The organism is Sphaerotilus uruguayifluvii, from assembly GCF_013294065.1.
Taxonomy (GTDB): Bacteria; Pseudomonadota; Gammaproteobacteria; order Burkholderiales; family Burkholderiaceae_C; genus Sphaerotilus; species Sphaerotilus uruguayifluvii.
In genome coordinates, this window is the sequence record NZ_JABSNM010000022.1 from 53,023 (window position 1) to 68,733 (window position 15,711).

Genomic DNA, 15,711 nt, shown 5'->3' on the forward strand with positions numbered 1-15,711 from the left:
AAGCCGGTCAGACGTTGATTTACATCTCCGTCTTTGCGCCGGAGAGTCTCAATCCCTTCAACATCAGGGAAGCCGGTCAGACGGTCGATCGCCGCGCTCACGTCCAGCCAGACCAGTCTCAATCCCTTCAACATCAGGGAAGCCGGTCAGACTATAAACCCCATATACCTCAGCGAGGGTGGGCGGTCTCAATCCCTTCAACATCAGGGAAGCCGGTCAGACTCTGCGCTCGAAATTCGTCAATGCTGACAAGCACTTGCAAGGGTGCTTGAAGAAAAAACGGCGAGGCGAAAAGCTGACTGTCGGCGAGGTGCGTCTCCACGGGGGTTCGGTCTGAACCGGCGGGGCGCATTGTAGCGGGGGATCGGCCCTGTGACCGGCATTGGCCGCACGGTTCAGGCCACCGGAATGGCCACGACACGAGCCCTGGGGCGGGTGAGCGGTGGCGCAGGGTCGCAGGAGCGGATCACGATCCCGTCAGGCACCCGGGGGCAGCCGAACTCGTGGGCCTCGGCGTGCTCGGGCCAGCGGTAGGCGCGAACGTCGTCGACGCCCGGGGCGATCAGCGCTTCGAGCTCGCGCAGCAGCTGGTGCATGCGGGCCGCCGAGGCCTCGACGACGAAGACGCTGTACTGCAGCGGCAGGCCCTGATCCTTCATGAAGCGCAGCACCCGCAGGCCGCGACGCGCATCGCGGATGTCGTAGCAGACGACCCAGCGGACGGGATCATGCAGGCTCATGGTCAGGTTCTCCTGTTCAGAGGCCGAGTTCGCGCAGCAGGTGGGGCCTCAGGGTGGCCAGATGGGCCTGCAGCGTGCGGATGCAGGTGTCGCTCCAGGCCTCGAAGAGCGTGACCGTGTCGCGGGGCTGCTCGACGGCGGCGGCCAGGGCGCCGGCACACAGGTTCATCCTGGCCCAGACCAGCTCGGTCAGGTCCTCGGCCAGCGCGATGACCGCCGCATCCTGGGCGCCGGGCTCGGCATCCGCCGCGACGCACCAGTAATGCGGCTCGATGCCGTCGTCGGACAGATGGGCGGCCACCCGGGCGGCGGCCAGGCCCCGCATCAGTGCGGGCAGACGCACGGGGACTTCGGCGCGACAGACCCAGGCCTGGCGGGCCTGCTCCCACTCGTCCCGACCGACAGGCTGATCGGCCTGCCGACGCTCGTCGGCCCAGTCCTGGAGGACGGCCAGGCGGCGCTGACGCAGCCAGTTGCCGTAGGTCGCCGGCCAGGACGCGCGCTCGCCGTCGCGGCGATGCCAGGTGCCGGCGGCCGCGGACAGCGCCTCGGCCAGATCGGTGGCCCGCCGGCGGGTCGACCACAGGTGCCCGGTGGCGGTGCCGGCACCGTCGACCCAGCTGATCACGACGCCGTGCTGCTGGCACAGCATCAGGGCCGCGCCGCTCCATTGCGCGGCATCGCCGCAGACGATGCGCATCACCCGGGCGATGGGAATGCGCGAGAGCTGGCCGCCCTGCACCTGCACGACCAGGGCCTCGCCGGTCGAACTCACGCGGGTCGGCAGCAGCGAGGCCAGGTAGAGCGTGCGGGCGCCAGGGGCCCGCGCCGGCGTCCGGACGGCCGAGGGCCGGCGTGAGCGGGGGCGCTCCGGGTCGCGGGAGGCGGAATCTCGGGGTCGGGTCATGGCAGCAGGTCTCCGTGATCATCCAGGACGCCCGGCACAGCACAGGCGCCGGCTTCGTCGTCGTCCGGGCCGCTGTCGGCGCCGCCCAGGGCCAGATCGGCCAGCCCCTGCGCACGCAGCACGCGCGCCAGGGCCGCACTGCGCCACCGCAGCCAGCGGCGCAGCGGGCGCACCGCTTCTCCCGCCCAGCGGGCGTAGAAGATCTGGCGGCCGGCCTTGCCGAGCAGGCAGGCGCCGCCGGGCGCCTCGGGCAGGGTGAAGTGGTCCTCGCGCAGCGTGCGGTCGCGCAGCAGCGCCGCCACCCAGGCGTCGACCTCGGCGCGCAGCGGCTCGATGAGGTCGCTGGCCAGCGACTCGCGACCGAAGGCCGGACGGTGGTAGAAGCCCAGCAGCGGATCGAGCCCGGCGGCCTGGGTGGCGCTGACCGCCTCGGCGTGCAGCAGCGTGTAGCCGAGCGACAGGCAGGCGTTGACCGGGTCGCGGGGCGGGCGCCGGTTGCGTCCGGCAAAGCCCAGCGCCGGAGGCAGCACCGCGGCCAGGCCGGCGAAGTGCGCCCGGGCCGCCTGGCCTTCCAGGCCGCGCAGCGTGGCCAGGGCCTCGAAGCCGGGCGCGGCGGCCGGATCGAGCGCGGCCAGCGCCGTCCGCGCGGCGGCCAGGCCCCGCTCGGCGCGGGTCAGGGCCTGGCGCGCATCCGGCCGGGCCTGCCGCCAGCGCGCCAGCGTGCGGGCCTGCCGGTCGAGCTTGGCCTGCACCACCGCCCGTGCCCAGGCGACACACCAGCCGGGATCCATGACCCGCTGCGCCTGGGCCAGGCGCACCGCGGCCTCGTTGTGGGCCGGGCCGAGCACGATCGCCACGCGGCGCCCGGTGCGCGGGCTCAGCAGCACCGTGCTGGCCCCCGCCTCGGCCAGGCGCAGCAGCACGCCGCTGTCCAGGCGGGTCTGCTGGCCGTGGATGACGCAGCGGTCGATGAGCTTCAGCGGCACCGAGCCCCGGCGCACGCCGGCCTCGTAGAGGGCCAGCGCGGCGCCGTCGGTGCGCACTTCCAGGTTCGAGCGGTCGAGCAGGAGGGTGGACATGGGCGGGTGGCGGCGGGTCAGCCGACGTAGAAGAAGTCAGGATCGGACGGGGCCTCGCCCACGCCGAGGGTGAGCGTGCGCTGGCGCGGGTCCAGCCGCAGCAGGAAGAACCGGTCGGTGCTGTCGTCGATGAGCCAGACGATCTCGTCGAGCATGCGGCGCTTCTCGGCCTCGGTCAGCCAGACCTCGTGCACCGATTTCTGACCCCCGGTGGCGTAGCCGCGCAGCATCTTGAGCGCAGCGACACGCCGGCGGTCCTCGCGGATGTCGTAGGCGGCCAGGTAGAGGTGACGCGTCGGGGTGCTCATCGGGAACGGCTCCGGGGTTCGCAGGGCTTCATGCTCACCCGATCGCGGGGGAGCCGGCCTGCGCGGCAAGCTTGCCGGTCGTGCGGCCGCCAGCGCGCCGGCTGCGCTTGGGCGGGCGCACCGGGGTGACGCGCCCGGGCAGCTTCACGCGGTGCGGGGCCAGGTTCAGCAGGTGGTCGGCGATCTTCTGCGCATCCGTGGCGACCCGCTGCAGCGCACGCTCGTCGCTCTCGAGCGCACGGCACCAGCTGTCCAGGTAGGCCGCGTGCTGCGCGACATGCTGTGCCGTCAGGCCGACGCCCAGCTCGACCGCGACGAAGACCGAGGCCATCTCGGCGCGCAGTTCCTCGAGCGCGTAGGCATGCGAGCCGAAGCGGCCGCTCAGGTCGCGGGCCTGGCGCGACGGGTGGCCGCTCCAGTGGGCCAGCTCGTGCAGCGCGGTCGAGGCGTAGCCGGCCGCGCTGTGGAACTGCCGCCGCCAGGGCAGGCGGATCCGGTCTTCCTGCGGGCAGTAGCAGGCGTGGTTGCCGCCGTGAATGATGTCGGCTTCCGAGGCGGCCATCACCGCCACCACGTTCAGGTTGACGTCGAAGTCGGGGGGCTCGATCGTGACCGTGCCCAGCACGTCGTCGAGCCCCGGCACGTCGCTGCCGTTGTAGACGGTGTGCCATTTGACGGGGGCGGAGGATGCGCCGGGCTTGCGGCTGCGCGCCAGGTCTTCATCGTCCTCCGGCGAGCCCAGCCAGAAGAAGATGCGCTCGGGCTGGCTGCCCGGGCGCAGGCTCAGGCCGTGCTTCTCGATCTGTCGCGAGGTGAGCCAGCGGCAGTCCCGGCCGATCGAGCTCAGCGTCAGCTTCAGCCGGTTCAGTCCGCGGTAGCGGGTGCCTGTGACCGGGTTGAAGGGCGGGATCTGCGCGGGCAGGACACGCTGCTCCGCCGACCAGGGGCGCTGCCAGGGGGCGGTGCCGGCCCGCATCGCGGCGACCAGCTGCCGGGTCACCTCCTGGTACATCTCGCTCATTCGTGATGAAGACATCGTGGCCTCGGGGCGGGTGTCGTTTCGAATGCGCTGATGATCCGCGCCGCCCGGCCCCGAGCCCGGGCGCGGCAAGCTTGCCGGGCCTGAACGAGCCGCTACAATGCGACCCGCCGGTTCAGACCGAACCCCCGTGGAGACGCACCTCGCCGACAGTCAGCTTTTCGCCTCGCCGTTTTTTCTTCAAGCGCCCTTGCAAGTGCTTGTCAGCATTGACGAATTTCGAGCGCAGAGTCTGACCGGCTTCCCTGATGTTGAAGGAATTGAGACTCTACAAGGAGATCTTGTCGATTCCGGGCTGCCGTCTGACCGGCTTCCCTGATGTTGAAGGGATTGCAGACGCAGGACGGCCCGCGGACCTTGTCGGTCGGCGGGCCGTTTTTCTTGGGTGGGCCAGGGTCAGTGCGCCTCGGGGATCTCGCGCCGGCAGCGGGCCGACGGCAAGGAGGCGATCAGGGATTCAGCACCACGCCATGCGTGGCAATCAGACCCTGCAGCGAAGCGGGCAGCTCATCGAGCACGCACACCTCGACCCGCCAGGGCAGATCGCTGTCCTCCAAGTCTGCACGCAGAGACGCCAGGGCCAGGTCGGCCGGCTGTCCCGCCACGGCCAGGTCCAGGTCGGAGTGCGGCTTGACCCCCCGGCTGGCCGGCCAGCCCGCCACACGCGAACCGAAGACCCGGACGGCCACGCCGGGCAGGTGCCGCGCCAGCAGCGCGAGCAGCAGATCCCGATCGGCCGGCGACAGATGGATCGGCGGCGGCACGGCCTCAGGCATCGTCCTGCCCTTCGTCGCCGCCACGCTGCTGCAGGGCGGCCAGCAGCGCCTGCGCGTCCAGCGCGAAGGCGGGCAGAACGGCGGCGACCTCGGCCGCCTTGCGGGCGTCGTAGGTGTGCGAGGTGATGTTGCGCTTGTCGCGGTAGACCCACCACGGCGCGACCTCGCCGATCAGCCCCTGCTCCGCCCCGGCCCGGATGAGCGCCCGAAAGCTCATCGCATCCACCTCCGACGCATTGGGCAGATCCAGCTCCAGCCGCCGCTTGAGCATCTTCCAGCTCAGCTCGAAGGTGAACTCGAAGCGCTGGATGCAGGCGTCGCGCAGCTCCTCGTCGTCCGGCGTGGCCTGCCAGCGGGCGAGGCCGCGCTGGAGCGAAGCCAGGGCGCGCGACAGGGGGGTGAGATCGAGGGCGGTCACGAGAACTCCTTCAGGCACTGAGCCCGTTCTGGACCCGCAGTGTGTCCTACCCGCACAGTGGAAGGAATTGCAGACGCAGGACGGCCCGCGGACCTTGTCGGTCGGCGGGCCGTTTTTCTGGGGCGAGCGCGGGTCAGTGCGCCTCGGTGACCTCGAGCCGGTAGGCCCCCAGCCCCATCGTGGCGTTCTTGCCCAGGTGCAGCCATTGGCCCAGGTGGAGCCAGGGCAGGAAAGGACGCAGGCTGGAGCCACCGTGTAGTGTCCAGATGCCGGTCACGCCGCCCAGGTTCATTTCCTGTCGCTGACGGGCGGAATAGCGCGACCATTTGCGCCAGCGCAGGCCGCTGCGGTCATCGTGCACGTCGGACAGCCGGGCCAGCAGGGCCGGCGCGTCATAAGGCACCGGACGCACACCCAGATGAAGGTCCATCATCAGTGTGGTGCGGCGCAGCATCTGCCCGAGCAGCGTGCGCACATCGAGCCGGTCTGGCCCGAGCGGCTGGCCCTGGTGCTGCAGTCGCAGCGGCGTCAGCAGGTGCAACTGCACGGTCAATGCCGTGTCATCCGGTGCAACCGGCAGCGTGGGCAGACGCAGCATCGGTGCGTGAGGCCGAACCTGAGCCGTCTCGGGGTCGAACACCGAAAGCGGCCCCTCGGGCAGATCCATGGCCTCGACATCGATCAGCACACCGGCGCAGCGCCGTGGCCCCAGTCCGTCGCGCAAGGCCCGCTGCCAGGCGTGGACGATCAGCGGCAGCTGGCACAGGGCCGGCTCGCCGATCAGCACCATGTTCCAGACCAGAGGCTCACCGGCGACCCGCTCACGTACATCCGGCGGGGGCGGCTCGATGACGTAGGGGTTGGGCACCTGGCTGAACCGCTGGCGAATCGGCGCCGATTCGTCCAGCGGTGGCGGCGGCATCTCGAACAGCGAGGGATACGGACAGGTGCGCAGCAGCGGACAGCGGCCGCACGCAGGCAGGCCGGTCATGCACGCCTCACGCCGCAGAGCCGCCCCGAACACCCCACGCAGCAGCGAACCGGCATGGTCGGGCAGCGTCAGATCGGTCTCGAAGACCGCCGTGAAACGGTAGCGGGTGATCGGCAACAACGGCAGAGAGGAGGACATCGGAACCAGGATCATCCCGCCAGGCTGGCCACGTCGATCAGTCGGCAATTGTTGCCCTGGATCTCGACACGGGCCTGCACCTTGACAGGCTTGCCCTTGTCCAAACGACTCAGATCAGCCGCGGATAGCTTGCTGCGCATCTCTCGGGCCGGCTGCTGCGTCAGGACACAGGCACGCCCCTGATGGCTGACCCGGAGCTCGACCTTGCCCTTGTTCCAGGTCGCCTCGGCCTGGGGCCATTCAGTGTGACCGGTCTGGATGCCTGCCGCTGCCATCTGCTCGGCCACGGCCTGACGCTGGCGGGCCTCACGATCGACCAGACGTCCATAGCCTGCGGCCGTCTTGGCACCCGCACCGATCCATTCCAGCGCCTGCTGGAGCGCAGCCAGGGCTTCGGCCGCCGCGATACGTGCCTTGGCATCGTGACCCACCTCCCCGGTGCAGCGAGGCGCGATGCCGAACTGGAAGCGAGCACCTGGCTCGACCACCAGGAATGGCGACGGCACCGGGCTGTGCCAGTCTCCGGGTCCGGCAGATGCCAGCTCCGCGGCGGTCAGGGTATCGCCCTTCTCGTACCACTTTCCCATATGAGGCGTCAGGATGTCGCAGCCAAGACGCGGCAGATCAGCCGGCACTGCATCGAAGAAGATCAGCAGCCCGGATTCGTCATGAACCTGGCCATCCCGGCCATCGACCCGGCCGAACCACTGGCCGACGCGCTCCTGGCGAGCGGCTTCTTCCAGGCCCGCCCAGACCTCGATCCATCCACGCAGCAGACCCTTGACACCCGCCGCCGGCAGAAAAGGCAGGCCCAGCGTCGGATGGAAGGTGAATCCGTTCTCGACCGGATGACTCAGACCCGATCCAGTCAGCAGCGGCGCATCGGCCGTGAGCGTCACGCACTGGCCGCCCAGAGCCTCGCACAGCATCTTCTGACGTCGAGCGAAGCCCTGCACGCGCTCGCGGGCGACTCCAGTCTGCCGCGCGGTCAAGGCCACGGTGTTGTCGATGAAGGACTTCTTGCTGTCCTTCGAGATCTCCCAGTTCCGGGTCGGATCGAAGCCGTCATAGAAGCGAGTGAACCACAGACCGACGTTGGCCTGAGTCAGCGAACGTGGATCGAGCGCACTGGCCTGGCGGGCACTGTGCGCGTAAAACGGACGAGACATGGTGTTGGACTCCCGCTTCAGGCCTGCTCGCCCAGATAGGCGCTGGCGAACTTGCGCACCCAGTCCATGTAGGCCATGGCCTCGGCCTGCGCGCAGCGGTAGGTGTACAGATCCGCGTCCACGATGGCCTGCATCAGATCGGTCTTGCCGGCGAAGGGCCGCCCCGCGGAGACCAGCCAGCTTTGCAGGCCGGCAAACACCACGGCATAACCGTCCTTGTTTCCCTTGCTGCGGAAAAAGGCGGCGGCCTGTCCCAGCCCATTGGCATGAATCATGAACGGCAGTTCGCTGGTCCTTGACTTGAGCTTTTTCCCATCGTTGAGCGGAACCCATGACTTGACCTGACCCAGGGCATGGGCCGCGCGTTGCTGCTGCAGCGTCTGGATCGGCATGGCTCAGCCCTCCAGATTGGACTGCACGGTGCTCACGCGGCACCAGCCCATGCCCACGGTCTCGTTGCCACCGACCTGGAGGTAAGGACGATCCGCCGGAAAGAGCTCGAGCGTCTGACGCAGCACCAGATCACTGCCTGAGCGGCTGTCCGCGCGACGGCTCGGATGCGCAGCCAGCGTCACGTACAGCACCGTCTCGGGCGGCAGCGTCTCTTCGTACCAGAGCGCTCCGTCCTTGACGACCTTGCGATCATGCTCGATGGCGATGTGCGGGGTCACCGGCGTGGCATGGGTCGCCAGATGCGCAAACATGTCGTCGGAAACGATGGCCAGCTGATCCTTCAGCCACTCTTCAAACCCCTTCGGCTCACTGCCGAAACTCGACAGCCAGCCCAGCAGCGCCGAGAGATCGGTGCGCTGGATCTGGAAGCCGAACTCCTCGAGGAAGAGTTGCTGAGCGGGGGCGGCACCGCTCGCCGCAGGCATCAGCACCTGATCGTCCTTGATCCTGGCGTGGGCAGGTCCGAGATCGATCGCCTTGAGTCCAAGGCGGCGGGCATCGCTGGCTGCACGACGCAGCAGATCCGGGCATGTGACCCACTTGAAGTGACTGCTGAGGCTGCGCACCGGCAGCAGCAGCAAGCGTGCGTCGCCGACGGCAAGCGCACCGGCATGTTCGTGCGCGCGGTCCGTGTCCGGTCCGAAGACATCGGTGATCCAGTCCTTGCCCATGCGGCGGGCCTGGCTGCGCATCGCACCCTTGACAGCCGATCCATAGATGCAGGGCCAGTGGGTATGGGCCTCACGCATGATCGGCAGGTCGATCACGCCGGTTCGCCGGCCAGTGCCGGGATGCAGAGAGGTTTCGGCCGTCAGGCCAAGCAGGGCGAAATGCATGTCGGTATCGATGAAGTCGTTGGAATCAGCAATCAGCAGCGGTGACGCACGGTCACCACAGCCCTGCGGCCATCCGGCCGCCTCCCCAGGCCGTGTCTCGGCCGATCGAGCTCCCCGGAATTCGCCGAGCCGCCTCGCGGGCCTGCTCTGCTGAATCGAACTCGAAGAAATAGCAGCTTCCTGCAGGCACAGCGGCCTGCAGGTCGCGCGATTGCTGGCGGGCCAGATCCCAGCCACCTTCGCGCACCGGCTTGCCGGTCACCGCGCAGACCAGCCGGGCCGGCAACCCGGTCAGTTCGCCTTGCCAGACCATGCTGCCATCGTCTGCAGACACGGTGGCAAAGCCGTCGGGGCACCAGCCATTGTCGAAACGCGCCGGCGAAAGCAGCGTCACCATCAGCTGTCGTGATCCAGCCTTCGGCACGATCTCCGGCAGCGCACTGGCGGCATCGCGGTGCCAGGCGGCAAGTCGCCCCTCACCACCGAGCCGCACCAGTCCCTGGCGTCCGAGCAGCGTCTGCGGCCAGCGCGATGCATCAAGGCCTCGAACGACAAGGCCTGCGGAGATTCCGGGCTTCAGGCGAAGGTGGCGTGTCTGATAGAGCAGTCCGTCGATGGGGCGCCGAGCCCGTTCGTCGAGCCCGATGCCCAGACGAGGCTCGGTGTCGAACAGGTCTTTCTGCGACAGCAAGCCGCTCTTTTCGGGGACCTGACCACGCAGCACCGCGGCCATGGCCTGTGCCGTCATCCAGAAGCCTTCGAGAGGACGTGCGCCCGGCAGGACCTGACGCATCACCGGAAGACGAACTCGGCCCAGATCACTGTCCACCGGGGTGGCAGCGGGTTCAAGCCGGGTGAACGTCATCCGCCCTTCGTGCTCGTGGCGCATCGTCACCAGCGGTGCCGGATACAGCCGCTGGCCATCCTTCATCAGGAAGGGCCCCTCGAAAGACAAGGGTGCCGGACTGTCTGGCGTGCCGATCAGTCGACGCAGCGGGTGATCGGCATCGTCGCGGTACGCGGACCAGTCCACATGCAGGGCATCGCCCAGCGTGGTGCGGATCGCGCCCACCAGCGTGCGCACCGGTGGCGGAAACTGGCTGGACAGCTGTGCGCCACCGCCCGAGTCCATCGGGCGGGACTCACGGAAAAACCAGGTGTCGAGCGGCTCGAAGCGCCAGAGCTCCGCAGCCGCAGGCGCGGCGACCATCATTGATTGTCTCCTTCAAGGCCCTTGGTGGCCAGAAAGCTCACCAGCAGCGCTGCATCCGGCCGCAGGGCCGCATCGGCCTTCAGCCAGTTCCGGGGATCGGTTTCTTTGCCGTTGCCGAAATGGCGCACATGCGGGCGGCATTGCCGCAGCAACGGCGCGATACGGGTGCGCGCCTGCTCCAGCGTGAGGTGGCGCCGGTTGCTTGCGCTGTGCCAGTAGTCAACGGCCAGCAGATCGGTCAAGGCCTCGTGGTCGAGCGGCGCGGCAGCCTGAACCGGGGCCCGACCGCGGTGAGCCGCCGGGTCGAGCACGGCCAGACGCTCCTCGATCTTGAAGAAGAACTTGCCCGAGTAGCGATCAGATCCGTCTTCGTCACTGCGGCCGGACTTGCCCGTCGCCGCATCGCTGGCGAAGTCGCGTGCCAGCATCTCGATCTCGAGTTCGCCGTCGGGCTGCCCCTCCTTCAACGCGATCTTCCAGGGCTGGGCCCATTGCAGCACGCCACCACCGGTCTTCCAGACCTGCACGGCCAAGGCGTCACGTCCCGCGCCGTCCTTGGCCACCTCGTCGAGCAGCGGATGCAGATCGGCCAGCACCTGTCCGAGCGGCGTCTTGACATGCGCGAAGGTCACGGCCGCCGAGATGGTGGTGGCAATGCCCGTGCCCTGGAAGCAGGCCAGGTAGTGCGCACGGATGCGGGCTGCGCAGCCGAGCGCATCTTCCAGCGGCAGCAGCGCGAGTACGTCGTCACCGCCGGCGTAGATCAGCACGCCGTTGTGTCGCTGCACGATCTCCGGCACACCATCGGTGAACTGCAGCAGCGATTCCGAGATCGTCTTCTGCTTCTTCAGGTCGCTCATGTGCGAGCCCAGCGAGTCGCCGTCCATCAGCACGATGGCATAGAACGGGCTGGGAGCGGCAGGCAGGTGCGGATGCTCGCGACGGAAATCGCGCAAGGCCTCGACCAGGCGCGCCATGCGCGCCGGGTCATGCCCGGCCGCCATGGGGTCCTGCTGGACATGGCGAAAGAACAGGCTGCCGTCGAGTGCCAGCAGGTGTCGCTGGGGCCCCTGCCACTGCGGAACGGCCTGGCGCAGGCACTCGATGTGGGTGTCCCATTCGCTCTGGTCATCACAGACGTCGAGCGCGGTGCGCAACAGCTTTTCCAGCGCCGGGGTGTCTCCCGTCTTCAGCAGCGCCTCGAGCCAGTGGACCGCGGCCATGTACGAGACCGAGGGCATGCCCGGGCTCAGACGCCAGCCTTTCAGCTTCAGTCCACCGTCGGGCAGTTCGATCTGCAGACGCTCGAAATGCCGGGTGAAGCGCCGCTTGACATAGGCCAGCGCGCACAGCTTCTCCCCTTCACGCAGATCGGTTTGCAGACCCGGCAACGGCCGCTCCCACAGGCGCTGCCAGAAGGACGAGGCCGCCTGGCCGGCGCGCGTCGCCCCGGAAAGCTCCTGCCAGCCCTCCATCACCATGCACTTGATGCCGGACTCCTGCTGCGCGAAGCCATGCGAGCGCCAGTTCTTGCGCTGGTCGAGCAGCGCGGTCGCCGCCACGTCATCGCTCAGCACCCAGGACATGTCCCAGAAGCCGCTGTGCTGGCGCAGCCAGATGTCTCGTGTGGCTGCGGTGGCGACTTCATCGAGCCGGTCGCCCTGCCAGACCTGCTCGGCCAGCGCCATCCAGGCTGCACGCACCGTCTCGACCACCCTAGGGGCATCGAAGTCGGCCGGCACGCGAGCCCACACCGACTTGAATCGGTTGGGAATCGCCCCCTGGCGTGGCGGCTGGCCCTGGCCCTGGCCCTGAATCCAGTCGAGATAGCCGGTCGGAGGAGAGGGAAACTCGATCTTGCCGCCTTGGCGGCTCACCTCGCTCATCGCGACCCCAGCCAGCCACGACAGCAGGAAAGAGCCAGCCCAGAAGTCGCGGGTGCGCCGGGCCTGGGCCACGAAGCCCTGCACCGGGCCGAGCGTGAAGTGGAAATAGCGCGAGGTCACAGCGAAGTCCAGTCCGGGTTCTGTTTGAATCGGTCGAGAAAGTCGGTCAGCACGCGCCAGTCCGGCTCGAGCGAGACCGATTGGGGCCTGCCACGGCCGGGCTTGATCTGCACCGACGCCTGCGCAGGCAGAAAGCGGGCCTTCAACAGGATGTGCACCGCCACATGGCGATCACCGACACGGTGCACGTGCAGCAGCAGCGGACTGGCGCGCCGTCCCTCTTCCTGACCAGGCAAGATCACATTGACATCGACCTTGGCCTTGTCGCTCGAGAAGAAGTAGTTGTGCGGCAGCCCGAAGACGGCACGGCGCGGCGCCCGGCTCGCCGCCCGGCCGTTGGCCACTTCGCGAACCAGGTCATGGTCGTCGGCGAAGTTGCGCTCGGAGTCTTTGCCGTTGACCAGGCCATCCTTGCCGTAGCTGCGCCAGGCCTGCTGTTCGCGTCCGATGGAGGCCAGCAGCGTGTTGGCCTCCTTGTCGTGTCGGGAGAGATCGATGCGCGCATTCGTGCTGAAGGCACTCAGCGGCGGCAGTCCGGTGGCGGTGCGGGCCGGCGCGAGCAGTTCAGTCAGCGCCTGGCCGTAGGAGACCAGGCTGTCGGGTGCCGTCCAGGTCGGCAAGCCCAGCCCTGCGCTGTTCATGCTCGTCAACCGGACCGATCCCATGCCGTGGCGCGCACGGCTGCCCAACGCCCCCAGCAGACCGAAGGCCTTGACCGCATCGATGACCGAGGAGATCTGACGGGCGTCGGCCTGCGGGTGGAAGATCAGTCGCAGTTCGAAGTGGTTGCCCGGCCGGGCGTCCAGGGCCTTGCGGATGCAGTGATTACCGCCGGAGAAGCTGCCCAGGCCCATGCCGAGCAGGTACAGGATGCCGTTGTCGAACGAAGTCTCGAATGGCTGATCGACCGCCGCACGCGTGCGGTCGACCACCTGCATCAGGAAACGGCCTTGCCCTCCTTGGTCATCGCTGGCGGAGCGACCGAACAGCACGCTTTCCTGGTGATGCAGCGCCCGCAAGGCGGCGACTTCGTCGCCAGGATGCTGCGCCGCGTGGTGCGACCAGTTCAGCGCCCGCCACCAGAAGCGCAGGGCGCCCTTGAGGCTGGAGGAGCGCAGGCGCGCGGTCTGCTGATCGCTGCCGCCGAGAAACATCGGCGTGACGATCTCGAACGAGGCACACAGTGTCTTCATCTCACTCTTTTCTTCGTTCTGCGACTGCCTTGCGCAGTCTGGCCGTCCCTGGTTCCGGAGCGTCGATTCTCCCGGCGCCAGGTGCCGAGAAGGCCGCGCCAAGAATGTTCACTTCGGGAACAAATTCACGAAATAGCAGGCAATTATTGCCTTTGATCCAGCGATTGGTACCAAGCAGCTTGCATGGAAGTGGCTCGCGTCCTGAGCTGAAGTATGGTGATGGCTCGAACTGGCCCGAGCGCGCGGCAACGTTGCCGCCGCGGCCTGCGCGGTCCGACAGGCTGCGATCATCCGCCCCCCGCCATCCTTTCCCGGAGCCTCACTTGACCTCTGCCTCGCCCCAGCCGCCCCTGCGCCGTGTCCTCGTCTGCGTCTCGGGCATGACGCCGGCCATCGTCACCGAGACGCTGTATGCGCTGGTGAAGGATCAGGACTTCGTGCCCGACGAGATCCATGTCATCACCACGCTGGAGGGGCGCAACAGGATCCGCGAGTCGCTGCTGGCGCCGCAGACCGGGCATTTCCATGCCTTCCTGAGCGACCATCTGCCGGGCCGCCAGATCCGCTTCGATGACAGCACCCTCCACCTGATCGGCCAGGACGAGCACGGCCAGGGCGAGGCGCTGGCCGACATCCAGACCGACGAGGACAACCGGCAGGCGGCCAACACCATCTACCGCGTGCTGCGCCAGCTCAAGGCCGCGCCCGAATGGACGACGCGTCTGCACGCCTCGGTGGCCGGCGGGCGCAAGAGCATGAGCTTCTACATGGGCCAGGCCTTCTCGCTGGTGGCCACGTCCGAAGACCGGCTGTCGCATGTGCTGGTGAACGCGCCTTTCGAGAACGTGGGCGAGTTTTTCTATCCGACGCCCGAACCGCGTGAATTCACGATCGAGCTGCGCGGCCCCGACAACAAGCCCACGGGGGAGAAGAAGACGGTCTCCTCGGCCGACGCCAGGGTTCAGCTTGCGGAGCTGAGCGCGATCAAGCTCGGCTCGATGCTGAAGGATCTGCCGCCCAAGGCGCTGGAGGACTTCGATTTCGCCATCCGTCTGGCCCAGGCCACGCTGGAGGCCCCGCCCGTGCAGCTGGACTTCGCCACCGAGCAGGTCGAGCTGCTGGGCTGCACGATCAAGATGGCGCCGCAGGAGTTCATGGTGCTGGGCCTGTACGCGCTGGCGCGGCTCCACGAGCGCGATCTGCCCGGCGGCGCCGCATTTCGCGCGGAGGACCTGGACGAGCGGCTGCTGTCGGACCTGAACGGCGGCAGGGAGGTGCGCGGCCGCGACAACTTCAAGCCGGTGGGATCGAAGATCCTCAAGCGCCTGCGCGAGCAGGTGGGACCGGCGGCGGAGTGGCTGACGATCGAGTCGGTGCGCGAGCGCGCGCCCCACGTCAAGCACAGCCCGAGCGAGCTGCGCCTGCCGGCGGCCTGCCTGACGCTGAAGAACGCCAATGACTGGTGGCGCCTGCTGGCGCCGGCGCTGAAAAAGTCCTGAATCGCCGGCTACAATCCGCCCCGCCGGTTCAGACCGAACCCCCGTGGAGACGCACCTCGCCGACAGTCAGCTTTTCGCCTCGCCGTTTTTTCTTCAAGCACCCTCGCAAGTGCTTGTCAGCATTGACGAATTTCGAGCGCAGAGTCTGACCGGCTTCCCTGATGTTGAAGGGATTGAGACAGTCACCTGCTCAATGCTGCTCACCTCTCCAAGTCTGACCGGCTTCCCTGATGTTGAAGGGATTGAGACGCATGCCCAGTTTGACACCGATCCCGCGGAGGTCTGACCGGCTTCCCTGATGTTGAAGGGATTGAGACTCGTGATGACGAACAACCCCATTGCAAAGGCAGTCTGACCGGCTTCCCTGATGTTGAAGGGATTGAGACCAGTCTTCTTGGCACTCTTTTTCGAGCGCATGGGTCTGACCGGCTTCCCTGATGTTGAAGGGATTGAGACGGCGAAGCTTTGGGGGTTTCTTTCTGGGTTACTTGTCTGACCGGCTTCCCTGATGCTGAAGGGATTGAGACAAATACAGGTCGCCGACGCCGATGTAGCCGAGGTCTGACCGGCCTCCCTGATGTTGAAGGGATGTCTCCGAACCCCGCCAGAGGCCCTGGCGGGGTTTTTTGTTTCTGGGGTGGGGGCGCGGCAAGGTTGCCGCAGCGGGGCCCGACGCCGCCGGGGGCGGATCATCGCGTCCATTGCAAGACAGGGCGCCGCCCGAGAGGACACAGATGACCCAGACCCCCGAAGCCCAGGCGATCCGCACCGTGATCCAGACCGGCACCAAGGCCTACGTCGCCCGTGCGGCCGCCGGCGCCGCCACCACCCTCGCCGCCAGCGTAGGCGCCACCGGCGCGGTCGCGGCGGTGGCCCCGGTGGCGGCCGCGGCCGCCGCGGTCTGGGCGGTCTCCTCGCTGTGGGACGCCGTCTTCGACTGAGGCGC

General features: G+C 68.0%; 17 protein-coding genes and 1 CRISPR repeat array. Of the genes, 3 read left to right on the forward strand and 14 right to left on the reverse strand.

All coding sequences use genetic code 11. The features are described 5' to 3' along the window. Positions 1–395 precede the first annotated feature (395 nt). The 5 genes from cas2 to HNQ01_RS19010 are packed head-to-tail and all read right to left on the reverse strand — an operon-like array spanning position 396 to position 4,070. Positions 396–740, reverse strand: a complete 345-nt coding sequence (gene cas2 / locus HNQ01_RS18990; protein ID WP_173807072.1) for a CRISPR-associated endonuclease Cas2 — start codon at positions 738–740, stop codon at positions 396–398. Between the two features lie 16 nt (positions 741–756). Next, on the reverse strand, positions 757–1,647 hold the full coding sequence (locus HNQ01_RS18995) for a CRISPR-associated endonuclease Cas1 (RefSeq protein WP_173807073.1): 891 nt from the start codon (positions 1,645–1,647) through the stop codon (positions 757–759). Further along, complete coding sequence (gene cas1 / locus HNQ01_RS19000; RefSeq protein WP_173807074.1) at positions 1,644–2,726, reverse strand: CRISPR-associated endonuclease Cas1; 1,083 nt, start codon at positions 2,724–2,726, stop codon at positions 1,644–1,646. The genes HNQ01_RS18995 and cas1 overlap by 4 nt, the downstream gene beginning before the upstream one ends. Before the next feature lie 17 nt (positions 2,727–2,743). Further along, positions 2,744–3,034: a CRISPR-associated endonuclease Cas2 gene (locus tag HNQ01_RS19005; RefSeq protein ID WP_173807075.1), complete on the reverse strand. Its 291-nt coding sequence runs from the start codon at positions 3,032–3,034 to the stop codon at positions 2,744–2,746. Between the two features lie 34 nt (positions 3,035–3,068). Next, positions 3,069–4,070: an ArdC family protein gene (locus tag HNQ01_RS19010; protein ID WP_173807076.1), complete on the reverse strand. Its 1,002-nt coding sequence runs from the start codon at positions 4,068–4,070 to the stop codon at positions 3,069–3,071. Positions 4,071–4,203: 133 nt separating this feature from the next. Here HNQ01_RS19010 and HNQ01_RS19015 point away from each other — a divergent pair, with 133 nt between their 5' ends. Next, on the forward strand, positions 4,204–4,392 hold the full coding sequence (locus tag HNQ01_RS19015; RefSeq protein ID WP_173807077.1) for a hypothetical protein: 189 nt from the start codon (positions 4,204–4,206) through the stop codon (positions 4,390–4,392). Between the two features lie 130 nt (positions 4,393–4,522). On the opposite strand, the gene HNQ01_RS19020 is transcribed toward HNQ01_RS19015, so the two are convergent. The 9 genes from HNQ01_RS19020 to cmr1 all read right to left on the reverse strand — a co-directional run bounded on the left by HNQ01_RS19020 (position 4,523) and on the right by cmr1 (position 13,266). After that, entirely contained in the window at positions 4,523–4,849 is a 327-nt protein-coding gene (locus HNQ01_RS19020) for a nucleotidyltransferase family protein (protein ID WP_173807078.1), read from the reverse strand. After that, positions 4,842–5,267, reverse strand: a complete 426-nt coding sequence (locus HNQ01_RS19025; protein WP_173807079.1) for a nucleotidyltransferase substrate binding protein — start codon at positions 5,265–5,267, stop codon at positions 4,842–4,844. Before HNQ01_RS19025 ends, HNQ01_RS19020 begins: the two co-directional genes overlap by 8 nt. 133 nt (positions 5,268–5,400) lie before the next feature. After that, complete coding sequence (cas6, locus tag HNQ01_RS19030) at positions 5,401–6,411, reverse strand: CRISPR system precrRNA processing endoribonuclease RAMP protein Cas6 (RefSeq protein ID WP_173807080.1); 1,011 nt, start codon at positions 6,409–6,411, stop codon at positions 5,401–5,403. Beyond that, positions 6,408–7,565, reverse strand: coding sequence for a type III-B CRISPR module RAMP protein Cmr6 (cmr6, locus tag HNQ01_RS19035; protein WP_173807081.1), 1,158 nt, complete (start codon positions 7,563–7,565; stop codon positions 6,408–6,410). The genes cas6 and cmr6 overlap by 4 nt, the downstream gene beginning before the upstream one ends. A gap of 17 nt (positions 7,566–7,582) precedes the next feature. Beyond that, positions 7,583–7,957 (reverse strand): type III-B CRISPR module-associated protein Cmr5, encoded by a 375-nt coding sequence (gene cmr5 / locus HNQ01_RS19040; protein WP_173807082.1) that lies wholly within the window; start codon positions 7,955–7,957, stop codon positions 7,583–7,585. Positions 7,958–7,960: 3 nt separating this feature from the next. Further along, a complete protein-coding gene (gene cmr4, locus HNQ01_RS19045; RefSeq protein ID WP_173807083.1) occupies positions 7,961–8,854 on the reverse strand; it encodes a type III-B CRISPR module RAMP protein Cmr4 in 894 nt (297 codons plus the stop codon). Positions 8,855–8,906: 52 nt separating this feature from the next. Next, on the reverse strand, positions 8,907–10,067 hold the full coding sequence (locus HNQ01_RS19050; protein ID WP_173807084.1) for a type III-B CRISPR module-associated protein Cmr3: 1,161 nt from the start codon (positions 10,065–10,067) through the stop codon (positions 8,907–8,909). Further along, positions 10,064–12,073 (reverse strand): type III-B CRISPR-associated protein Cas10/Cmr2, encoded by a 2,010-nt coding sequence (cas10, locus tag HNQ01_RS19055; protein WP_173807085.1) that lies wholly within the window; start codon positions 12,071–12,073, stop codon positions 10,064–10,066. Before cas10 ends, HNQ01_RS19050 begins: the two co-directional genes overlap by 4 nt. Continuing rightward, entirely contained in the window at positions 12,070–13,266 is a 1,197-nt protein-coding gene (cmr1, locus tag HNQ01_RS19060) for a type III-B CRISPR module RAMP protein Cmr1 (RefSeq protein WP_173807086.1), read from the reverse strand. Before cmr1 ends, cas10 begins: the two co-directional genes overlap by 4 nt. A 323-nt stretch (positions 13,267–13,589) precedes the next feature. Here cmr1 and csm6 point away from each other — a divergent pair, with 323 nt between their 5' ends. Together csm6 and HNQ01_RS19070 are read left to right on the forward strand one after the other, a co-directional pair. Next, on the forward strand, positions 13,590–14,765 hold the full coding sequence (gene csm6 / locus HNQ01_RS19065) for a CRISPR-associated ring nuclease Csm6 (RefSeq protein WP_173807087.1): 1,176 nt from the start codon (positions 13,590–13,592) through the stop codon (positions 14,763–14,765). 143 nt (positions 14,766–14,908) lie between these two features. Beyond that, positions 14,909–15,361: direct repeats of the CRISPR family, unit length 37 nt; unit sequence GTCTGACCGGCTTCCCTGATGTTGAAGGGATTGAGAC. Between the two features lie 138 nt (positions 15,362–15,499). Then, positions 15,500–15,706 (forward strand): hypothetical protein, encoded by a 207-nt coding sequence (locus HNQ01_RS19070; RefSeq protein WP_173807088.1) that lies wholly within the window; start codon positions 15,500–15,502, stop codon positions 15,704–15,706. The last annotated feature ends 5 nt before the right edge of the window (positions 15,707–15,711 follow it).